This window comes from Chitinophaga sp. S165, from assembly GCF_003182155.1.
Lineage (GTDB): Bacteria > Bacteroidota > Bacteroidia > Chitinophagales > Chitinophagaceae > Chitinophaga.
On the sequence record NZ_QGTG01000003.1, the window covers coordinates 540,749 to 562,509 of the forward strand.

The following is a 21,761-nucleotide window of genomic DNA, read 5'->3' on the forward strand; positions in this document are numbered from 1 at the left end:
CCCCATTTTGACTGACATTGAGGAACCTGGCGTAATGGAGGCATGGAAAGCCCGGCATTGTAACAACTGTAAATTGGAATTTCTATATAATTATGGCTACTACGGATAAGAAAGATCTCTTAAACGCCTATACCGAAGATTCGATCCGGTCACTCGACTGGCGTGAGCACATCCGCCTTCGTCCCGGGATGTATATTGGTAAGTTGGGCGATGGCTCGAGTATGGACGATGGTATCTACATTCTGTTAAAGGAGGTGGCGGACAACTGTATTGACGAGCATACCATGGGTTTCGGCAAGCAGGTGGACATCAAGGTAACTGAGCACAGTGTGACCATTCGTGACTACGGCCGCGGTATTCCGCTGGGGAAAGTGGTGGATGTGGTGAGTAAGATCAACACAGGGGCCAAGTATGATAGTAAAGCATTCCAGAAATCTGTCGGTTTGAACGGTGTGGGTACCAAGGCTGTGAACGCCTTGTCTACCTATTTCAAAGTGGAATCGATCCGTGACGGCCGCTCCAAGGTAGCGGAGTTCGAACGCGGCGTGCTGACGAAAGAGCACAAAGAAACAGCCACAAAGGAGCCTAACGGTACACTGGTGACCTTCACGCCGGATGATACAGTTTTCCGCAATTACCGGTATATCCCTGAGTTCCTGGAAAATCAGATCTGGAACTATTGTTTCCTGAATGCTGGTCTGACCGTTAACTTCAACGGTACAAAATATGTATCCAAAAACGGCCTCCTCGACCTCTTACAACGTAAGACCAACGAGGATGAACTGCGTTACCCGATCATTCACCTGAAAGGGGAAGATATTGAAGTGGCTATTACCCATGAGAATCAGTACGGTGAAGAATACTATTCCTTCGTGAATGGTCAGCACACCACTCAGGGCGGTACCCACCTGGCAGCCTTCCGTGAGGCATTTGTAAAGACCATCCGCGACTTCTTCAAAAAAGATTATGACGCTACGGACATCCGTGCTTCTATCTGTGCTGCTGTCTCTGTAAGAGTGCAGGAGCCGGTATTTGAGTCACAGACCAAGACCAAACTGGGCTCTCTGACCGTATACGAGAACGGACCTTCCATGAAGGCGTTCGTACTGGACTTCCTGTCTAAGCACCTGGACGACTTCCTGCATAAGAACCCTACCACAGCAGAGTCTTTAAAGAAACGTATTGAGCAGAGTGAGCGTGAACGTAAGGAACTGGCCGGTATCAAAAAGCTGGCGAATGAAAGGGCTAAGAAAGCAAACCTGCACAACCGTAAGTTACGTGACTGCCGTATACACCTGAACGAAGAGGTGAGTGGCAAAGACAAGAATGACATGGAAACCAAACGTCTGAATACAACCATCTTCATTACGGAAGGTGACTCAGCGAGCGGTTCCATCACCAAGTCACGTAATGTGGAAACCCAGGCTGTATTCAGTCTGAGGGGTAAACCACTGAACTGTTTCGGTCTGACGAAAAAGATCGTTTACGAGAACGAAGAATTCAACCTGCTGCAACATGCATTGAATATAGAAGAAGGGCTGGAAGGCCTGCGTTATAACAGGATCGTGGTAGCAACAGATGCCGACGTGGACGGTATGCACATCCGCCTGTTATTACTCACCTTCTTCCTGCAGTTCTTCCCTGACCTGGTAAAGAATGGTCACCTGTATATCCTGGAGACACCGTTGTTCCGTGTGCGTAATAAGCAGCAGACCATCTATTGTTACAGTGATGAGGAAAGACAGAAAGCCATCAAAAAGCTGGGTAACAAACCTGAGATCACCCGTTTTAAAGGTCTTGGTGAGATCTCGCCACAGGAGTTCGGGACTTTCATCAATGAAGACATGAAAGTAGAACCGGTGATCCTGTCTAAAGACACACATATCCAGAAGCTGCTGGAATATTATATGGGCAAGAACACGCAGACAAGACAGGAATTCATTATCAGTAACCTGCGTTACGAGAAGGACCTGGTAGAGGAAGCGGAATAAGCGTGGAAGCAGGTATTTAAATCAGCATTATTTAAGATAATCAATGGCACTGTTACATATCGTTTTCGGTGAATCATCCGCTACGGCACTAGCCGCAGCATTTGAACTGGATGAGCAGCTGAAAGGAGACATACTTTACTTTGAAGATGACCTGTCCGTAGGTCCTCTTTTTATCCTTGACACCAAAGACGGTCAGAATGCCCGTAAACAATGGTGGATGCAGCTGGCAGGCATACAACCGCAGCCGGTAGCAGAAGGCGCTCCCGAGACACAGGCGCCTGCAGCTGTAGCGGCCGTGGCTGAAGAAGGAGCAGGCGACCAGGAGAAGTTCCGGCAGCTGAAAGCCCTGCTGAAATCAGCACCTGAACAGGAAGTATATATATGGGCCGGGCAGAACGCCAGGGATGTATGCGGATATTACTGGCTGGTGAGCCAACTATATGATTTTTCCGGACGTATTCACATCATCTACCTCAATAATCTTCCCTTCCTCAATGAAAAGGGAAGCGTATTTTATCCCACGCACCTTCATCAGATCCTGGCAAAAGAATTCCTGAAAGCAAAGAAACTGGCAAGACCAATTTCCCTGGCGGAATATGAGCTGGATGGCGACGAGTGGAGCAGGATGATGAATGAGAATGGCGGCATCCGTTTGCTGGAAGGTGGTAAGAAGATCAAAGGTGAACCTGCGACTTTTTACGATAAAGAACTGGTACAACAAACTACTGCCGAGTTCCAGAAAGCATCTAAAGTAGTAGGACTAGTGACAGGGAAACTGAAGTATCCGGTAATGGACCAGTTCCTCGGATGGCGATTGAAAGAGCTGATCAAACAGGGAAAACTGGAGAGCAAGGGAGAACTGAAGACGATTAAGGATTTTGAAATAAAACTGCCGACAGAATAAGCAGTTAAATTATAACCGTTCAATTACCTGATACATGATAAAAGTAACGCCTGTGCAGCTGGTGGGAGAAGATGAAAGAGGTAGTAACTACGAGTGGAATACAGACCGTAGCGGTGATTTCATTCTATGTTGCCGGAAAGCAGGCAGTAGCAGCGGACAACATTATCATGAAGGAAAAGCGGATTATAAGAATCCGGAGGTCCTGTACCTGATAAGCGGTAAAGCAGCAATGGACTGGTGCCCTCTTGGCGGTAGTAAAATTGAGACCGTAGAGCTGGAAGCGCCTGCCAGAATAGAGGTGCCTGTCAACGTATGGCATCAGCTGATAGCAGTGACCGACTGCTGCTTTATTGAACTGAATTCCATGGCTGACGTAAGGAAAGATTCCGTACGCATCTGGAGAGATGAATTTGAAAAGATGATCAATAAATAAGATTATGAGCGACATCGATAATACACAACCGACAGACGAATCATTACATAACATCCTCCACCTGGGGGGCATGTATGAGAACTGGTTCCTGGATTACGCTTCCTACGTGATCCTGGAGCGTGCGGTACCTAGCGTGGAAGATGGTTTAAAGCCCGTTCAGCGCCGTATCCTGCATGCTATGAAGGAAATGGACGACGGCCGTTTTAATAAAGTGGCGAACGTGATAGGTTCTACCATGCAGTTCCATCCGCATGGAGACGCCTCTATCGGCGATGCCATCGTTAACCTCGGACAAAAAGACCTGCTGATCGATACCCAGGGTAACTGGGGGGACGTACGTACGGGTGATGACGCCGCTGCTGCACGTTACATTGAGGCACGTTTGTCCAAATTTGCACTGGATGTAGCCTTCAATCCGAAAACCACACAATGGCAACAGAGCTATGATGGCCGTAAGAACGAACCATTGTCCCTGCCAATGAAGTTCCCGCTGCTGCTGGCACAGGGAGCCGAAGGTATTGCTGTAGGATTATCTACCAAAATATTACCACACAACTTTATAGAGCTGCTTGAAGCTTCGATCAAATACCTGAGAGGAAAGAAGTTTGAATTGTTCCCGGACTTCCCTACAGGCGGTATGATAGACGCTGCAAACTACAATGATGGTAAACGCGGCGGTAAAGTACGTGTACGTGCACATATTGAAGAGAAAGACAAGAAAACCCTGCTGATCAAAGACGTACCGTATGGCATTACAACGACTGCCCTGATGGAGTCTATCGTAAAAGCCAATGATAACGGTAAGATCAAGATCAAGAAGGTAGTTGACAACACAGCGAAAGACGTAGAAATAGAAGTGCAGCTGGCGCCAGGTATCTCTCCGGATATCACTATCGACGCCCTGTACGCTTTCACAGACTGTGAGATCTCTATTTCACCGAATGCGTGTGTGATCATCGAAGATAAACCACGCTTCCTGACAGTAAGCGAACTGCTGAAATACTCTGCAGACTTTACACAGGAACTGCTGAAACGTGAGCTGGAAATAAGACTGCAGGAACTGCAGGATAAATGGCATTATACATCCCTGGAAAAGATCTTCTTTGAAAAGGGCATCTATAAGGAGCTGGAGCAGAAACACAAGGATTGGGAAGCAGTGATCGTGGCAATCGACAAAGGATTTGCCCCTTACAAGAAGAACCTGAAGAGGGAGATCACCCGCGAAGATATCCTGAAGCTGACAGAAAAGCCTGTACGCCGTATCTACAGACTGGATATCAACGAACTGAATGAACAGATCAAAGCGATAGAGGCTGATATCAAACAGGTGAAACATGACCTGGCTAACCTGGTTGACTTCACCGTAACTTATTACGAAGGACTGCTGAAGAAATATGGTAAAGGCCGTGAGCGTATCACTGAGATCAAGACCTTCGATACCATCCAGGTACAGCAGGTGGCGATTGCCAATGCCAAGATCTATGTGAACAGGGCAGATGGTTTTATCGGTACATCCTTGAAGAAAGATGAGTTTGTGGCAGATTGTTCTGATCTGGACAATATCATCATCTTCCGCAGAGATGGTAAAATGATCATTACCAAAGTGGCGGATAAAGTATTCGTAGGTAAGGATATCATTCATATCGACATCTTCAGGAAGAACGACGAACGTACTACCTATAACATGATCTATGTGGATGGCAAAACCGGTATGAGTTATGCCAAACGCTTTAACGTAACAGGTATCACGCGTGATAAGGAATATGACCTGACCATCAAGGGAGAGAAGAACTCGAAGGTGCATTACTTTACTGCCAATCCGAACGGGGAGGCTGAAGTAGTGAGCATCCGGTTAAGTCCTAACTGTGCGGCAAGGAATAAAGAGTTTGACCTGTATTTTGAGACCATCGCCATCAAAGGGCGTAACTCACAAGGTAACCAGGTAACCAAATACCCGATCCGCAGTGTGAAGTTCAAAGAGAAAGGCGTTTCTACACTCTCCGGACAGAAGATCTGGTACGATACCGAGGTGGGTCGTCTGAACACTGAAGAAAGAGGCGTTTATATCGGTTCTTTTGAAGGGGATGATAAGATCTTCGTAGCGTTCAAGAACGGTACTTATGAGCTGACCAACTTTGAGCTGACGAACCGTTATGATCCGAATGAGCTGGTTTATATCGAGAAGTTCAATCCTGAAAAGATCGTTTCTGCTATCTACTTTGACGCAGACAAGAAACAGTTCAATGCCAAACGTTTCAAGATCGAGACGCAGACAATGAACAACAAGTTCCTGTTCATCAAAGAAGGCGCTGGTAACTACCTGGAAATGATCACCACTCATGCAGAACCAGTTGTGCTGTTGAGAACAGGCAAGAAACGGAATCCGGAAGAGGAGGAAGTGGACCTGGCTGAATTTGTAGAGGTGACAGGTTACAGAACTGTCGGTACACGTATTGCCGGAGAAGAACTGATCAGTGCCGAACTGGCGACTGAGGAGGAAGAACCGGACGAAGGAGTACAGGGAGAATTATTCTGATAATATCTTATCAAACTATAGTAGCCGTCTCGCATTCTGCGGGACGGCTTTTTAATTAATTAGGATTAACAACAGGGCTTATTTAAATTGGAAATAGGTTAATTATAGGTCCAATGAAACAAGTCATGCTATGGCTGCTCCCACTGCTCGGAGCATTGCCTTCACGTGCGCAGGAGCGCAACAATCACCCATTCAAAGTATTCAGCAGGTATGATTACTACCTGTCGCCACAGACCGGTAGTGTTGTTGGTGTGATTCCTGACAGTTTACAGGCGTCGGAATACCAGCTTGTGTTATTCCATAATGGAAAGGAACTGAGCCGTAGTACCGGTGCTACGGGGCATTGGGTTGCAGCGTCTGTAACGGGACTCTCGGCCGGTATAAATAGCCTGCAATACCAGGTGTTACATGGACAGATAATCGCAGATAGCGGTAGTGTTACCATCAGGCAGTTAGCGGCCAAGAATAATGCGGTGCAGATAGACCGCCTGACAGGTGGTTTGATAGCTGATGGACTGCCGTTCTTTCCTTTTGGTTTCTATTGTGTAGGCGTCGGAGATCTTGCTGAGACGGAAGTAGCGCATGGCTTCAATCTGATCGGAACTTACCAGAGTAACCTGGCGGCCACTTTCGGAGAGCGTAAGGCTTATATGGACCGTTGCGCACAGCTGGGTGTACGGGTGAATTATGGGGTGAACTCCCTGGTGGGAGGCGGTCATAACGGAGCTAAAGGGCTGGATATGACAGAAGACGAAAAGCTGGCCATATTAAAAAGTGAGGTGCTGGCATTTAAAGACCATCCGGCTTTACTGGCATGGTATATTAATGACGAACCGGATGGACAGGGAAGACCTCCGGCAGTACTAGAAAAGGCATACCAGCTTATTAAGGAGCTGGACCCGTATCACCCCGTGTCGGTGGTATTCATGATGCCGCAGAAGATCAATGACTTCCGCAACACGATGGATATTGCCATGACGGATCCTTATCCTATACCGGGGCCGGCAGATAAGGTCGCAGAAGATGTGAAAGTGATCCACAGCAAGCTGCAATATGAGAAGTCTGTGTGGCTGGTACCACAAGCTTTCGGTGGACAGGAAATGTGGTCCCGCGAACCAACAGCCGCGGAAATACGTGTAATGACCTATATGGGGCTTGTAAACGGAGCGAAAGGCATTCAGTATTACGTACATGCTCCCGGTAACCTGAACCCGCAATCCGTTTCCGCATGGTCCGCCTGTAGCGATATGGCGGTGGAAACGGCACAGATGACACCTTTCCTGTTATCTGCTGATGCTGCGCCGGTTGTGCATAGTGATGACCGCACTATTTTGACGAAAGCATTTCAATATAAAGGAAACCTGTTGATCCTCGCGGTCAACAACGAGAATAAGCCGAAGACATTATCCCTGCAAGCAGATGTCAAAGACGGTGCGTTGTCTTCCCAGGCGGAGCTTTGGTTTGAGAACAGGACAGTTCCATTTGCAGCAGGGAATATCTCAGATATCATTGATGCCTACAGCACCCGTGTATACCTGGTGCGGGCTGGTGGTGACACATCGTCATCCTTATTGTATGCAGGCAATCTGACGCTGAACCCCGGGTTTGAAAAGGTAGTCAGTCCTGGCCTGCCCATCGGCTCTAATGTGAAGAGTACGTCCAGGAGTAAGGCTGATGCCGGTGCTACCTTCTTTGCCGATTCCAGGACGAGCATGGAAGGAATGTTCAGCTTGCGGTTAACCACTCCAACAGACAGTGGAGGAAATAAGATCCGGTTGGTGCCTATGGTGATCAATGCAGGTAACAGTTATACCGTGTCTGTATGGGCAAAGGCAAGGGTGCAGGAGAAGATGCCTTCCTTCAGGATGACGATGGAAGCGGCAGAACAGGACCATGCATTCAAACTAGGCACTGACTGGAAGAAATACAACTTTACATTCCGCGCCAACACTTCATCAACCAATGCGATCCTGACACTGGAAGTGCCTGATCAGGGGATTGCCTGGTTTGATCTGTTACAGGTGTGCCCTGATCCGGTGATCCGTTATGAGATCAATGCTGATCATACTGCTACTGTTAATATCAGCAGCAGCAGTAAAGACAATGAACTGCGATATGCTGTGGACCGTATGCCTGATGCGGGATCGCCTGTATATCATTCACCGTTAAAGATCAATACTGCCAGCACCGTATATGCGGGACTGTTTGAGAAAGGGAAGCTGATAGCGGGCAGTCAGGCGTTCATCCCGGTGAATAAGGCGCTGGGCAAACCTGTGACGCTGGAAACACCTTTTCATCCTGTTTATCCTGCTGCAGGTGCGGCGACGCTGACAGACGGCATCATGGGTACGACAGCATTTAAAGATGGCCGCTGGCTGGGCTTCTCCGGGAAAGATATACATGCAACAATTGATATGCAGGCTGTAGGAAGTATCGGAAATGTGAAAGTGAATTTCCTGGCAGATCCAAACAGCGGTATTTTCCTGCCTTCAGAAGTATCAGTATATGTATCTGTTGATGGTAAGAAATATGAATTGGCAGGTACTGAAAAGAACGGGAAAGGATCAGTGAGGGGAGAGCCATACCTGCGATCATTCCAGGTCAATGTAAAGAACAAGAAAGCTCGTTATATCCGTTTCATCGCCAAAACGATCGGTACTATTCCGGATGGCTATCTGTTTAAGGGCAGTACTTCCTGGTTATTTGTGGACGAGGTGCTGGTACAATAATGCAAAAGGGATCAGATATAATAAAGGCGGACCGTTTGTATGGTCCGCCTTTATCATTTATTGTTTAGGCTTTTTCGGCTGTTGGATCTCTTCGTTGATCTCTTCCGCCGTACGAGGCTTTGTTAGTCTCTTTTGTTTCTGATTCATTGGCTCCGGTACGGGAACTTTACCCTGAGGGAGTGCATCGTTGAATACTTTTTCGATGTGCACCCATTTTCCTGCTTTCCATTTAAATCCTTCATAGTCCAGGTCGGGTACGAAGGTGGAAGGTTTGGAGGGCTGATTACTTTCCGAGATGAGATGATCGTATACGATCATGTCCATTTCTGCATTGTAGCTCATGCTGATGGTTGCTTCTTTCTTAAACTCCAGGATGAAGCGGTTACGTGTCTTTTTCGGAACAGTATCTTCTGCAAAGCTGAAGAAAGGGCCACCGAATACAGGCTCTCCATCTTTAAACGTCAGCATATCCAGCAGTTTCTTCTGGCTACGGACATTGTTAGGGTCCCAGCCGAAGAGGGTGTAATAGTTCTTATTAAAATAGCGGCGTTGCAGAATCTTATAGTAAAGACAGCCATACCAGTTCTTGGTACCGGCAATGGTGTCAGTATTGTTCATATAATCGGAATAGTCGAACAGGGGGAACAGTTTCAGTTCTCCACTGTCAGTTCTCATCTGTATAGCGCCGTAGTGATGGTAGAAGCTTGTTTCCTGTTCCAGGCCCCAGCTGAAGATCCGGAAGGTACTGTCTGCCGGGTACTGGATCGATATTGTAACCAGGGAATCGAACTTAAAGTCGAATGAGCCAGGCGTTTTCAGTGCTTGTACCAGTTGCGGAATAAAACGGTCATTGGCCTCCTGCCTGGTGGCTTCATCCCTGCCTCTCAGGATGAGTGCAGAAAGGACCTGCAGGGAATCCTGGCGGGAACGCAGGACAGCTTCGTTAGCAGGGCTTATCCTTACGCGTTGGGCTTTCAGCCCGGTAAACGTGCAGAGAGTACAGCATAACAATAGAAGACAGGCTCTGATCATAATTTTATTTGAAATGAAAACTTTATCTACAGGCTTATTACGTTATATGACACAAAATTATTGTATGATCTCCAAAAATTCCATTAACCCCTTGCAGCGGTAATCCATCAATGGATGGGGGAACGGCAGGTCGGGTTTGGTAGAGGGGATGAATACGGTGGTCATTCCCTTGTCTTTACCGAATTTCATGTCGCTCAATGTATTACCTACCATGATGGACCTGGAAAAATCGATCTCCGGGAAGTCGGCTTTGGCCTGCACGGCCATGCCTTCATTCGGTTTGCGGCAGGGGCTATCGTTGTCAATGTCAGGGCAATGGTAGATCTTATCTATCCTGCCGCCCTGGGCTGTAATGACTTCCAGCATGTTTGCATGAATGTCGTTCAATCCTTTTTCTGTCAGAAGTCCCCGTCCGATGCAGCGCTGATTGGTGACCATTACGATCCTCCCAAATTTCGCTGCAAGGGCAGGCAAAGCGGTAAGCACACCTTCTTCAAAGCGGAACATATCCCAGCTGAGCACATAACCGTCTTTTATCTCGTTGTTGATCACCCCATCCCTGTCCAGGAATAATGTCCATGAAGCATCAATATGCATAATCTTTCATTGCAGGTTTAAGAACGGAAATCTGTTTGTACCTGCTCGTAGTCTGCCGGAATTCCGATATCGATAAAATATGTTTCACTGATAAATCCGTAGAGCTGTCCGTTTTTCACTTCCGGTTCCAGCACTTCTTTTTCGAAGGAGAACTGTGTGGGCAGCTGAAGGCTTTCCAGGTATTGTTTTGACGTCAGGTATACGCCTCCGTTGATCAGTCCTTCGTCACAGTATTTCTTTTCCAGGAAAGCGGTGATACGTGCGTCCTGGTCCAGTTGCACGCTGCCATAGCGTTCAAACTGCTGCATGGGCTTCAATGCCAGTGACAGTTTGCTTTGCGCCTGCTTATGGAAGTTGTAGAAAGCTGGGAGCGATACATCAAAGAACGTATCTCCGTTCACGATAAAACACTCGTTTTCTTTCAGATGCGAAACGGCATTTAAGATAGCGCCACCGGTACCAAGCGGCTCTGCTTCGATAGCGTAGGAGAGCTCTAACGGTAAACCAGCCTGTTCACACCATTCAATGACCTGTTCCGATTTATATCCCAGCGAGAGTACGACATGTGTAATGCCTTGTTTGATGAGATATTGCAGCAGATAATACAGGAAGGGTTTATCGTTTACAGGAGCCATGCATTTGGGCTTATCGGCCACCACGCTACGAAGGCGGGTACCTAATCCGCCGGCCAGTACTATACATTCCCGGATCATGCGAAGAGATTATTTTCTACGATCTCACAGATGATATGTCCGACGGTGATATGTGACTCCTGGATACGGGGTGTATCGGAAGAAGGCATATTCAGCAGATAATCGCTGTCGTCTTTCATTTTACCACCGGATTGGCCGGTCATGCTTACGACGATCATGCCTTTACCTTTAGCTACTTTGTAAGCTTCAAGGATATTGGCGGAATTGCCGGAAGTAGATATGCCTACCAGTACATCGCCTGGCTGGCCGATACCACGCAGAATGCGGGCATACACCTGGTCGTAACCATAGTCATTGCCTACAGCGGTGAGGTAGGAAGTATTACAGTGAAGTGCTTCAGCGTACAGCGGCGTTCTATCTTTATAAAAACGGCCGGAGAATTCTGCCGCCAGGTGTTGTGCATCTGCTGCACTGCCGCCATTACCGCAGAAGAGGATCTTATGACCCTGTTGCAGGCTGGAGGTTATCACTGCGGCTACCTGCTGGATGGTATTTACGAGTCTTTCGTCCTGGCAGATGGCTTGTTTTACAGCAATGCTTTCCTGTATTGTTTTGATGATATTGTTCGTCATAGAATAAGTCTCCATTTGTTGTTAAAGGATCAGATGCACCAGCTATTGATCCCGTTGTGCGTGAAATGATAACGTTTTACGTCGCCACCGAAGGTTTTCAGGGCTTCTACCACCTTATAGCGGGAGTTGCCCCGGCAATAGAAGATCATGAAACCACCGCCACCTGCGCCGGAGATCTTTCCGCCTGAAGCGCCTGCGCGTTTGGCAGCTTCGTAGATATCATCCAGCTGTGAGTTGGTAATACCTTTCGCCATGTTCTTTTTATGCTGGAAACCAAAATCAAGGATCTCGCCAATTTTGTCGATGCTGCCACGAAGGAGTGCTTCCTTCATCATCACTGCCTGCTCTTTCAGGTGGTGCATAGCCTCAATGGAGGCTTCTTTCTTCTCGTGCACGTTCTTTTGCTGTTCGGAAATAATACTGCTGGACAAGCGGCTGGTGGAGGTATAGTATAACACCAGGTTGTTTTCCAGTTCGTCCAGGTATTTCTCCTTTATGCGGAGGGGATTCACGATCACTTTATCGCCGTCATAGAACTCCATGAAGTTTACGCCGCCAAAGGTAGCTGCGTATTGGTCCTGTTTGCCTCCTGCCTGTTTCAGGTCTTCTCTTTCAATTGCGTAGGCGAGGTGTGCCATATCATATTCTCCCAGGGGAAGTTTCAGCCATTCAGCAAAAGCGCCCAGGACAGCCACCACCAGGGTAGAGGAAGTACCCAAACCGGAACCGGCAGGTGCATCTACGAAGGTGGTCAGTTTAAATCCGGAAGGGATCCCGTAATCTTTGGCTACCCGGTTGATCACTCCTTTCAGGATATCCAGTTTACCGTCGATCGGGAGGGGAAAGGTAGCTTCACAAGTGAGTGTTTCACCTCTGTCAGCACATTCGAACAGGACTTTTTTATCAGCGATAGGTTCTATTGATGCGCGTGCATAGAGCGAAATAGTGGCATTCAGGATAGCTCCCCCGTACATATCCGAGTAAGGGCTTACATCTGTTCCGCCTCCGGCCAGGCCAATGCGTAATGGTGCTTTGCTACGATAAATCACAGTAATTCCGTTTTTATAAGTGCTGCAAGATAAAACAATTGGGAATGCATATGAGCCTATATTGTTTAAAAGAAGTTAAAATATATCATATGTATGGCTGGATGAGTTTTCAGAGCTGTGGGAGCGGGGGCATTGACTGTTTTTATGGTTATGGCGATCATGTTTAATGGTTACCGGACAAATTGCGTTCCCGTTGGATTGTATTGCGGGACCAATCACGTTTCCCCGGGGTTGGCGTCCCGTAATTCATTGCGCGGTTGTCATTGATATTTCGTTTCCCCGGGGCCGCCAATGGTTGCCATCCCGACGGTTAAATGGTTTAACACCATTCGCAAATGATTCCGATCGTATTCATTTCATCATGGAATTGGATCCCATAATCCATTACGCGGTTGCCATTGATATTTCGTTTCCCGGGGTTGACACCCCGCGCTACAAACAAGGGAACCCCTAGCGGGGTCCTATAGGTGTGGTATTGACCTGATGTTTGCCCATTTTTACGATGGAGGATTTCTATCGTTTTATCGGCGTCTTATCCTTGTGTACAGGGTCTTTTCTCGCTTCGTCCATATCGCTTTACCGTCACTTCCATATCATTTTAGGGGCATCTCTATATCGAAAGGATATACAGATGACGGTAAAGTGACGGCCAGATGACGGTTTCGCGATATGGAGATATAGAGACCAGAGTATATTCAGAGCAGGTTTGAACTGATTTAACGGCCTGAATATTATCCGCAATGAGGAAGGAACCTGGGATAAGGGAAGTACGCTTTAAATAGGCCTTATACAGGGCGTATACATGACGTATAGGTGGAGTTGAGTTGGACCTGAGATAAGAGAAGTACGCTTTAAACATGCCTCATACAGGGCGTAAACATGACGTATAGGTGGAGTTGAGTTGGACGTGAGATAAGGGAAGTACGCTTTAAACATGCCTTATACAGGGCGTATATATATAGTATAGGTGGAGTTGGGGCGAAATAAAGGTGGACCAGCGGCCCACCTTATGAAGTTCTTATTTGCTGGCAACCAGTTTATGGATTTCCGCAGCCAGGCGTTCCCATGAGTACTGTTTTTTCTCAATATGGATAGCCGCGGTCATGTCGGCTTCCCGGTTGTCGCGATAATATTTTTCGATAGCAGCGGCAATATCGGCAGGTTCGGGTTCACACTGGAAGCCTACGATATTGTCGGGGACCATTTCTACCAATCCACCTACCCGGGTTACTACCATGGGCTTCTCGAAATGGTAGGCGATCTGGGAGATGCCGCTCTGGGTGGCACTTTTATAGGGCTGTACCACCAGGTCGGCTGCGCAGAAGTAGTTCTTGACAGCATCGTTAGGGATGAAGTCGGTATGCATGAGCACTTTATCTCCTAACCGGAGTTCTTCCAGCAGCTGATGATAAGGGGCGGCATCTTCATAGAACTCTCCGGCAACGATGAGGCGTACGTCGAGCTGTTTCATCCGCTCATCGGCCATAGCGCGGAGCAGGAGGTCCAGCCCTTTATACTGGCGGATGAAGCCGAAGAAGAGGATGTATTTTTTGTCCTGTTCCAGTTTCAGCTGTTCCCTGGCCACTGATTTAGATACGGGGGTACCGTAGTTGTCGTAGATCGGGTGGGGGATCAGGGAGGCTGGTTTGCCTGGTTCAAACAGCCGGAGGTCGTCCAATACGGATTGGCTCATGGCGATGAAGGCATCCACTGGTTTAAGGAAGTATTTGGTGAAGGGGATGTCCCCTGCTCTTTTTTCGTGTGGTATGACGTTATCGAGGATAGACACCACCCTGGTATTTTTGCCTTTGCCCAGGCGGATAAGGGAGCCGAGGCAAGGTCCCATCAGGGGGAGCCAGTATTTGGTAACGATCAGGTCAGGTTTCCATTTACGGATCATCCGGCCCACTTTCAGCCAGTTCAGCGGATTGACGGAATTGATCAGCCGGCGGATGCGCAGGTGCGGAGGAGCAGGTTCGGTGGCATACTGGCTTTTACCGGGGAACAGGAAGGAGGGATACTGTACGGTAAATGTCCAGATCTCTACTTCTGCCTCCTTTTGCAGTTCTTCCGCCAGCCTTTCATTGTAGGCGGCAAGTCCGCCCCTGTAGGGCCATGCCGGTCCGAGAAAGAGGATTTTCTTTTTACCCATCTGCTATTATTTGGTACGGTCCAGGATTGTTTCCACGAGATATTCATTCCTTTCAGGGGCGTTCCTGGTAACCAGTTCGCCGATGAAGCCGGCAAGGAATAACTGTGACCCGATGATCATGGCCAGCAGCGCGAGGAAAAAGATAGGGCGTTCGGTCATTTTATACTGGGAGTAGATGATCTTCTCTATTGCCAGGTATAATGCGATCCCGAAACCCAGGATGAAGGAAAAGGTACCCAGGGCCCCAAAAAGGTGCATAGGACGCTTTCCGAACTTACTGATGAACATGATGGACGCCAGGTCCAGGAAGCCGTTAATAAAGCGTTCCAGGCCAAATTTTGACGTACCATACTTGCGGGCGCGGTGTTCCACCACTTTCTCACCGATATTCCTGAAACCGTTCCATTTAGCGATAACAGGGATATAGCGGTGCATTTCTCCATATACCTCAATGCTCTTGATGACCTTTTTGCGGTAGGATTTAAGACCGCAGTTCATGTCATGGAGCTTCACGCCGCTCATGCGGGTGGTAGTATAGTTATATAATTTGGATGGAAGATTTTTAGTCAGGGCGCTATCATAGCGTTTTTTCTTCCAGCCGCTGACAAGGTCGTATTTATCCTCCTTTATCATGCGGTAGAGTTCCGGTATTTCGTCCGGGCTATCCTGCAGGTCGGCATCCATAGTGATGATCACATCGCCCTGGGCGGCCCTGAACCCTTCATTGAGGGCAGCGGATTTGCCGTAGTTACGCTGGAACTTAATGCCTTTCACATTCGGATTGGCTGCTGCCAGTTGCTGGATGATATTCCAGGAATTATCAGTGCTGCCATCATCTATCATCCATACCTCATATGAGTATTGATGTTCCTGCATGACACGGTCAATCCAGGCGGCCAGTTCGGGCAGTGATTCTTCTTCGTTTTTTAAAGGAACGATAACGGAAATATCCATGTTGTATAACAAATGTGTTTAGGATGCTTTTCTATCTAATTAAGTGCCAATCTATGCAACACGCTTTTTACGGATCACAACTGCCAGGATTGCGGCCAGGACAAAGTCCAGGAAGAGCCCTGTAAGGTAAGATAACATACTTGCCACGAAGGTCAGGCTGTAATCCTGCTGTTTCAGTTTCGTCAGCTGATCTTTCAGGTCAGCATCTGTTACTCCTTGCGGATGTTGCTCCGCTTCCATTTGCTCAATACTTTTGATATCAGCGGCTTTCATACGGGCTGGTAGTTCCGGGTCAACGTAGTTGGCGACAATATAGATAAACAGGGTACCGACCAGGGTCCCTATCACAAATGTGATAAAAATAGGTTGCAGGGCTTCTTTAAAACCAATATATCCGCCAGCCCTCTTTTTTTGCTCTAAACCAGCCAGTAAGCCTGTTATGGCACAAATAAAAAGCTGGATAAAGTTAAATTTCAGGCTGAAAAGGGTTTGTTGATCGGTAAGGTATAGTACAATACCGGCCAGGATGATCACAATGCCAGCAATGATTCCCCATTTAATACCGGGATTAGGATATGATGCATTACTCAATTTAATACCAGGATTAGGATATGATGCATTACTCATAGTACACGAATGACTTTTTTACAGTTGGGCATATTGGCCGTTGATAGTCCCTTTCACCCTTCCTTTCAATTCCGCGCCAATATACGCTGAATTTTTGGACCTGCTGGCCAGATCGTCTGTGGTAAGCACCCAATCCTCTTCAGGATCGAATATGGTCAGGTTAGCTGCTGCTCCTTCATTGAGGGCCAGTTCCGGCAGGTTGAATATCTTTCGTGGCTGTATAGCAAGCATTTCAACCAGTCTTTCTACTGATACTTCCGGCAGGTGCTTACGGAACACTCCGAAAGCGCTTTCCAGTCCGATCATACCATTCTTCGCATATTCAAACTCAACCTGTTTGGCGTCCCAGTCCTGCGGCAGGTGATGGGTGGCGAAGCAGTCTATCACACCGGTCTTCACTGCATCCTGCAAAGCTTTTACATCTTCGGCTGTACGCAGCGGAGGATTGAGTTTCAGGTGAGTATCATAGGTCAGGAGGTGTGCATCTGTGAGAGACAGGTGATAAGGTGTTACAGAGCAGGTCACTTTGATGCCTTTGCCTTTTGCATTGGCAATGAGATCTGCTGATTTACGTGTACTGATACCCGTGAAGTGGATACGTGAGTCTGTATATTGTGCCAGCTCGAGGTCGCGCTGGATAATCAATTCTTCCGAGATTGCAGGTTTACCCGGCATACCCAATTGTGTGCTGTAGATGCCTTCGTGCATCAGACCGTGTGCGGAGATGCTGAGATCATCAGGCAACTGGATGATGGTACCGTTGACTGCTTTAACATACTGGAGGGCTTTCAGCATAATGCCGGGCGACTGAATAGGCTTCAGTCCGTCGGAGAAGGCCACGGCGCCCGCATGTTGCATTTCATACATTTCAGCAAGAGAGGTCCCTTCCAGGTTTTTGGTCACTGCTCCGATAGGCAGTACCTGTACGACACTGTTGCGTGTGCGGCTGATCACATACTCGATCTGTGGCTTGGTGTGCAGGGCTGGCTGTGTGTTTGGCACTATCAGCACGGTGGTATAGCCTCCCCTGGCAGCTGCGGTAACCCCACTCTGGAGGTCTTCCTTATATTCCTGGCCGGGATCGCAGAAGTGCGCAAAGAGATCGGTCCATCCAAGTGAAACATGCAGGTTACTACCCGTCACCACCCTGGCCTGAGCGGAGGAAATGTCCTTCCCGATCTGGCGGATGATGCCGTTTTCAATCAGAATATCCTGCTGTTGCCCGTGAAATGGGGACGATGGTGCGACTATCTGTACGCTTTTGAGTAATATGTGCATGCTTTAATACTAACTGTGTCTATTCCTTGTCTGATAAAAAATACCGGCTGCAAAAGTAATTGAAATTCGGATTAGGCGGAGCAACCCTTAACGATTTAATAATACACCCATTATATTTAATTGATATATTTTTGCGGAAAATTAAGCCATTTTTCTTTAAGAGGGGGACCGATATTAAATAATAGAAAACCCGAAGAGTGTTTTACCCGACCTATGAACGTTTCGTAATGTATTTACGGACAATGACCCTGTTAGTAGCTATTTTTTGTTGCTCTTACAGTAATACTAATGCGCAACGCCTGGAGGCTATCGGAAACGAGAAGCCGCTGAAAATAACAGGTGGCATTGGCCTCGAACAAATTGCCTATTGGTCTTCCGGACTTGGAGATGGCCGTAGGGACCCTTACAACTTTTTCCTGAACGGCAATCTGAATATTGACCTGTACGGTTGGTCCGTTCCATTCTCTTTCAATTATTCGAATCAGAGCAATGTGGCATTTTCCCAGCCGTTCAACCAATACGGACTGACGCCCACCTATAAATGGGTGACCGGACATATAGGTTACTCCAGCATGAATTTTTCCAGTTATACCTTATCCGGGCATCTGTTTAACGGTATCGGTGTCGACCTTGCGCCTCCCGGCCGTTTTAAATTCAGTGTGATGTATGGGCGTTTGCAGAAGGCTGTGGAAGCTGATACTTCGCGCAGCGACATCATACCTGCATATAAGCGTATGGGATATGGTTTCAAAGCGGGGTACAGCACGGGGAAGGACAATATCGAGGTAATGGTCTTCCGCGGAAAGGACGACGAGAACTCGATCCGTCCGCTACCTGCAAGCTATTCGCTGACCCCCCAGGAGAACGTTGCCATGGGACTTAACTTAACCAAACAGTTCTTCAACCGCTTGTTGTTCAATGCAGAAGTAGCGGTGAGCGCGCTGACAAGAGATACCCGTGCCGTAACCGACAGCGCTGAGCATAACACAGCACCGACAGGGGGCCTGATATCTAAAAACAGTTCTACCGCCATGTATACTGCTTATAAAGCAGGTCTTGGTTATAACGGCAATCATTATACCATCGGACTGGGATATGAATGGGTAGCACCGGAGTATAAAACGTTGGGCGCCTATTATTTTACAAACGATTTTGAGAACATAACCGGTAACCTGCAGGTACGCATGTTAAAGGACAGGCTTACCGCCGCTGTTAATGCCGGTGTGCAGCGTAACAACCTCAGTAATGATAAGCTTAGCACGATGCGCCGTTTCGTAGGGGCATTGAATCTCAGCTTTGCCGCAACGAAGAAAATGAACTGGAACTTCAGTTATTCCAACTTCCAGTCTTTTGTAAATATCCGTTCTCAGTTTGACTACCTGAATGAGCTGACCCCTTATGAAAATATTGATACGCTGAATTATACGCAGGTATCCAGCAATGCGTCGCTTGGTTTTAATTACAACATTTCGCAGAGCAAGGAAAAGATGCAAATGTTTGTCTGTAATGTTTCCTATATGGAGTCGTCAGATAAACAGGGTGGCGTAAAGCAGCCTTCAGGTGTCGTATTCTACAACCTCAATGCATCTTACAATCTGCAGCTGATACCTAAGAACATGTCGATAATGGCAGGCTTCAATGCTAACAGGAACTCTGCGCTGGATATGGAATCCATTACGATGGGGCCGACCCTGGGATTGAATAAGAGTGTACTGAATAAAAAAATGAGACTCTCCGGCACGCTCTCCTGGAATGGAAGCTACACCAACGGAGAGAACACGTCCCGTATTCTTACAGCAAGGGCCGGAAGCGCTTATACGATCAAAAAAGTACACAGTCTGAACCTGGCTGTTACTGCATTGAACCGTAACAATACGAAGGGAAGCACAAGAAAAATATCTGAGTTAACCACTACACTGGGATATAATTATAATTTTTAAATACACAGGAACCTTGCTTAAACGTACCCTATATATACTGAGGCTGCTGGTTATACTATCGCTGTTCTGGGGAAAGGCAGCTGCACAGACGAACTATCCTGTGATGGCTTCTATGCAGATCAATCCTCCTTACAGCCTGTACCTCAGTGACTATGCAGCACCTGATCTGCAACGCATGCAAGTGAATCTATTACTGAAGGATATCACTACAAGCGATTATAAATGCCGTTTGAGGATAAAGATCGAGGGCTTTGGTATCACCATGCAAAGTAAGCCGGGGTTTTATACTGCGCCGATCATTCTGCAGGGTGGTGAGATGATCACACTCAGCGGGCCGGACCTGGCAGTTTATCTGAATCCGCAGAACCTGTTGATACAGGGGCTGGACAACAGTGCATTTACGAAACAAGGTGCTAAGCTTCCCGAAGGGATTTACAAATTCAGCGTGGAAGTACTGGACTATACCAGGAATATTGTTGTGTCTAATATGGGGAATGCAGTTGTATCCACGTTCCTGAGTTATCCGCCTATTATCAATCTGCCGATGGCCAATACGAAAGTTGATGCTATGGAACCGCAAAACCTGGTATTTCAATGGGTGCCTCGTCATACGGCTTCATTTAATGCAGCTTTTAATGTGGCGTATAAATTTAAGCTGGTGGAGCTTATTCCGGCAGACCGTGATCCTAATGACGCCCTGCGTACTACCCGTCCTGTATATGAAACATTGATCGCGCAGACCATGCTGGTGTATGGTCCGGGGGAACCGATGCTGACTCCCGGGAAGAACTACGCCGTGCAGGTACAAGCTATTGAAGCCGAAGGAAAGGATATGTTCATTAACGATGGTTTCAGTGAAGCAGTGAAGTTCACCTATGGCGAGAAGTGTGGTATACCCGTTGACGTGATTGCGGCAATAGCAGGTAAGAATGATCTGAAATTATCATGGAAGACAGGTGTTTCCCAACAGGCGTTCACAGTACGTTATAGAGAAGCAGGCGATAATCCTTCACAATGGTATGAGGAAACAAGTTATCTGCCACAGTATACGATCACTGGTCTGAAACCCGGTAAGAAGTACGAGTACCAGGTGAATGCACAGTGTATATGGGGCTTCGGTGATTACTCGGCCATACAGGCTTTCACCATGCCAAATGAAACGATGGAGGAAGGAGATTTTGTATGCGGTAAGACAGTGAGTGAGGGCGAGGTAGCTAATCGTACGGGATTAGAAACGCTGAAAGAAGGAGATGTAATTATAGCGGGCGACTTTAAAGTGGAGGTGAAAAAGGCGGAAGGTTCAAAAGGTTCATTCTCCGGTAACGGAAAGATCAAAGTACCGTTCCTGAATTTCGTGACCTTGCCTGTTGTGTTCAAGAATATCAGTGTGAATACTGATAAGAAGATGTATGCAGGGGTGATAGAATTGCAACGCGATGATATTAAAACGGTGACCGACAATATGAATGAGGCGCTGGACGGCTACCTGGAAAAGATCAGCGATATCGTTGATAAGATAGATACTGCAGGACTTAAATCAATAGATGCAGCAGGGATGCTTGCTGACCTGGATAAAATGAAGGGCTGGGATGAGCTGGATAATGCTACGCTGGAAAAGCTGGGTGAGATAGGAACGAAGTTGCAGGAACTGCAACAGTTGCAGGAAGCTCAGAACATGACGCCGGAAGAGAAGCAATCGGCCGCTAAGAAAATAGCAGAACAGTTGCAGAAACTTGCCGACGAAGCGAAAGCGACGATCAAAGCGGCGTTGGAAGAGCTGAAAAAACTGGTGAACATCTTCCGGAAAGGATTAACTGAAATAAGAAAAGATTACTCAGCAGATAAGATCACGGCGCTGAAGAATGACTTTGAAGAGAAGTACAAGAAAGCGAAGGAATTTATCGATAAGAACAACTCGATGTTAGGGTTTAAAGTGCCTGAGTCGGTAGATGAATCTGTAATGAGAGTGTTTGATCTTACTGATACAGTAGCGACGAAGCTGCCGGAAGTAATTGAAGCCTACAAAACAGCGCAGAAGGCGCTTAACCAGGCGACGATCCTGAAGATCCTGGATGAAAATAAATCGGCCGAGGATGAAGAGACGGTGGTGAATGGATTAAACATAAAGGACCAGCCGTTCAAAACATTTATCATGAATGCTTTGAAGACTGTGAAGGAAGATGAATTGCTACCGGATGTAAAAGCATCCATCTTAAACTGGGTTAATGGTATTCTTGAAAAAATGCAATAAGCG

The 21,761-nt window shown here is 47.3% G+C and carries 16 protein-coding genes; 7 read left to right on the forward strand and 9 right to left on the reverse strand.

Features of this window, described 5'->3' with window-relative positions; genetic code table 11:
* The first annotated feature begins 92 nt into the window (after nucleotides 1-92).
* From C7475_RS16665 to C7475_RS16685, 5 genes are all read left to right on the forward strand, one after another.
* Nucleotides 93-1,991: a DNA topoisomerase IV subunit B gene (locus C7475_RS16665; protein ID WP_110054511.1), complete on the forward strand. Its 1,899-nt coding sequence runs from the start codon at nucleotides 93-95 to the stop codon at nucleotides 1,989-1,991.
* A 43-nt stretch (nucleotides 1,992-2,034) separates the two neighbouring features.
* The gene (locus C7475_RS16670) at nucleotides 2,035-2,895 is read left to right on the forward strand and encodes a DUF1835 domain-containing protein (protein ID WP_233259881.1); all 861 of its coding nucleotides are present in this window, start codon (nucleotides 2,035-2,037) and stop codon (nucleotides 2,893-2,895) included.
* A gap of 34 nt (nucleotides 2,896-2,929) precedes the next feature.
* Nucleotides 2,930-3,328 carry a hypothetical protein gene (locus C7475_RS16675; RefSeq protein WP_110054512.1) on the forward strand — a complete coding sequence of 133 codons (399 nt, stop codon included), beginning with the start codon at nucleotides 2,930-2,932 and terminating at the stop codon, nucleotides 3,326-3,328.
* A 4-nt stretch (nucleotides 3,329-3,332) separates the two neighbouring features.
* On the forward strand, nucleotides 3,333-5,864 hold the full coding sequence (locus C7475_RS16680; RefSeq protein WP_110054513.1) for a DNA gyrase/topoisomerase IV subunit A: 2,532 nt from the start codon (nucleotides 3,333-3,335) through the stop codon (nucleotides 5,862-5,864).
* Between the two features lie 113 nt (nucleotides 5,865-5,977).
* Entirely contained in the window at nucleotides 5,978-8,593 is a 2,616-nt protein-coding gene (locus C7475_RS16685; protein ID WP_110054514.1) for a carbohydrate binding domain-containing protein, read from the forward strand.
* Between the two features lie 57 nt (nucleotides 8,594-8,650).
* Here the strand turns inward: C7475_RS16685 and C7475_RS16690 are convergent, their stop codons facing one another.
* The 9 genes from C7475_RS16690 to C7475_RS16730 all read right to left on the reverse strand — a co-directional run bounded on the left by C7475_RS16690 (nucleotide 8,651) and on the right by C7475_RS16730 (nucleotide 17,567).
* Complete coding sequence (locus C7475_RS16690; protein ID WP_110054515.1) at nucleotides 8,651-9,625, reverse strand: hypothetical protein; 975 nt, start codon at nucleotides 9,623-9,625, stop codon at nucleotides 8,651-8,653.
* 57 nt (nucleotides 9,626-9,682) lie between these two features.
* On the reverse strand, nucleotides 9,683-10,222 hold the full coding sequence (locus C7475_RS16695) for an HAD-IIIA family hydrolase (protein ID WP_110054516.1): 540 nt from the start codon (nucleotides 10,220-10,222) through the stop codon (nucleotides 9,683-9,685).
* A 17-nt stretch (nucleotides 10,223-10,239) separates the two neighbouring features.
* Nucleotides 10,240-10,935: a nucleotidyltransferase family protein gene (locus C7475_RS16700; protein WP_110054517.1), complete on the reverse strand. Its 696-nt coding sequence runs from the start codon at nucleotides 10,933-10,935 to the stop codon at nucleotides 10,240-10,242.
* Complete coding sequence (locus tag C7475_RS16705) at nucleotides 10,932-11,507, reverse strand: SIS domain-containing protein (protein ID WP_110054649.1); 576 nt, start codon at nucleotides 11,505-11,507, stop codon at nucleotides 10,932-10,934. The genes C7475_RS16700 and C7475_RS16705 overlap by 4 nt, the downstream gene beginning before the upstream one ends.
* A gap of 29 nt (nucleotides 11,508-11,536) precedes the next feature.
* The gene (locus C7475_RS16710; RefSeq protein WP_110054518.1) at nucleotides 11,537-12,556 is read right to left on the reverse strand and encodes a dehydrogenase; all 1,020 of its coding nucleotides are present in this window, start codon (nucleotides 12,554-12,556) and stop codon (nucleotides 11,537-11,539) included.
* A 1,018-nt stretch (nucleotides 12,557-13,574) separates the two neighbouring features.
* Nucleotides 13,575-14,708, reverse strand: coding sequence for a glycosyltransferase (locus C7475_RS16715; protein ID WP_110054519.1), 1,134 nt, complete (start codon nucleotides 14,706-14,708; stop codon nucleotides 13,575-13,577).
* Between the two features lie 6 nt (nucleotides 14,709-14,714).
* Nucleotides 14,715-15,662 (reverse strand): glycosyltransferase family 2 protein, encoded by a 948-nt coding sequence (locus C7475_RS16720; protein ID WP_110054520.1) that lies wholly within the window; start codon nucleotides 15,660-15,662, stop codon nucleotides 14,715-14,717.
* Nucleotides 15,663-15,713: 51 nt separating this feature from the next.
* Nucleotides 15,714-16,289, reverse strand: a complete 576-nt coding sequence (locus tag C7475_RS16725; protein WP_110054521.1) for a DUF4199 domain-containing protein — start codon at nucleotides 16,287-16,289, stop codon at nucleotides 15,714-15,716.
* Between the two features lie 18 nt (nucleotides 16,290-16,307).
* Nucleotides 16,308-17,567 carry a dihydroorotase gene (locus tag C7475_RS16730; protein ID WP_110054522.1) on the reverse strand — a complete coding sequence of 420 codons (1,260 nt, stop codon included), beginning with the start codon at nucleotides 17,565-17,567 and terminating at the stop codon, nucleotides 16,308-16,310.
* Nucleotides 17,568-17,809: 242 nt separating this feature from the next.
* On the opposite strand from C7475_RS16730, the gene C7475_RS16735 reads away from it, so the two are divergent.
* Nucleotides 17,810-19,507, forward strand: a complete 1,698-nt coding sequence (locus C7475_RS16735; RefSeq protein ID WP_110054523.1) for a hypothetical protein — start codon at nucleotides 17,810-17,812, stop codon at nucleotides 19,505-19,507.
* 13 nt (nucleotides 19,508-19,520) lie between these two features.
* Nucleotides 19,521-21,758 carry a fibronectin type III domain-containing protein gene (locus tag C7475_RS16740; RefSeq protein ID WP_110054524.1) on the forward strand — a complete coding sequence of 746 codons (2,238 nt, stop codon included), beginning with the start codon at nucleotides 19,521-19,523 and terminating at the stop codon, nucleotides 21,756-21,758.
* Nucleotides 21,759-21,761: the final 3 nt, after the last annotated feature.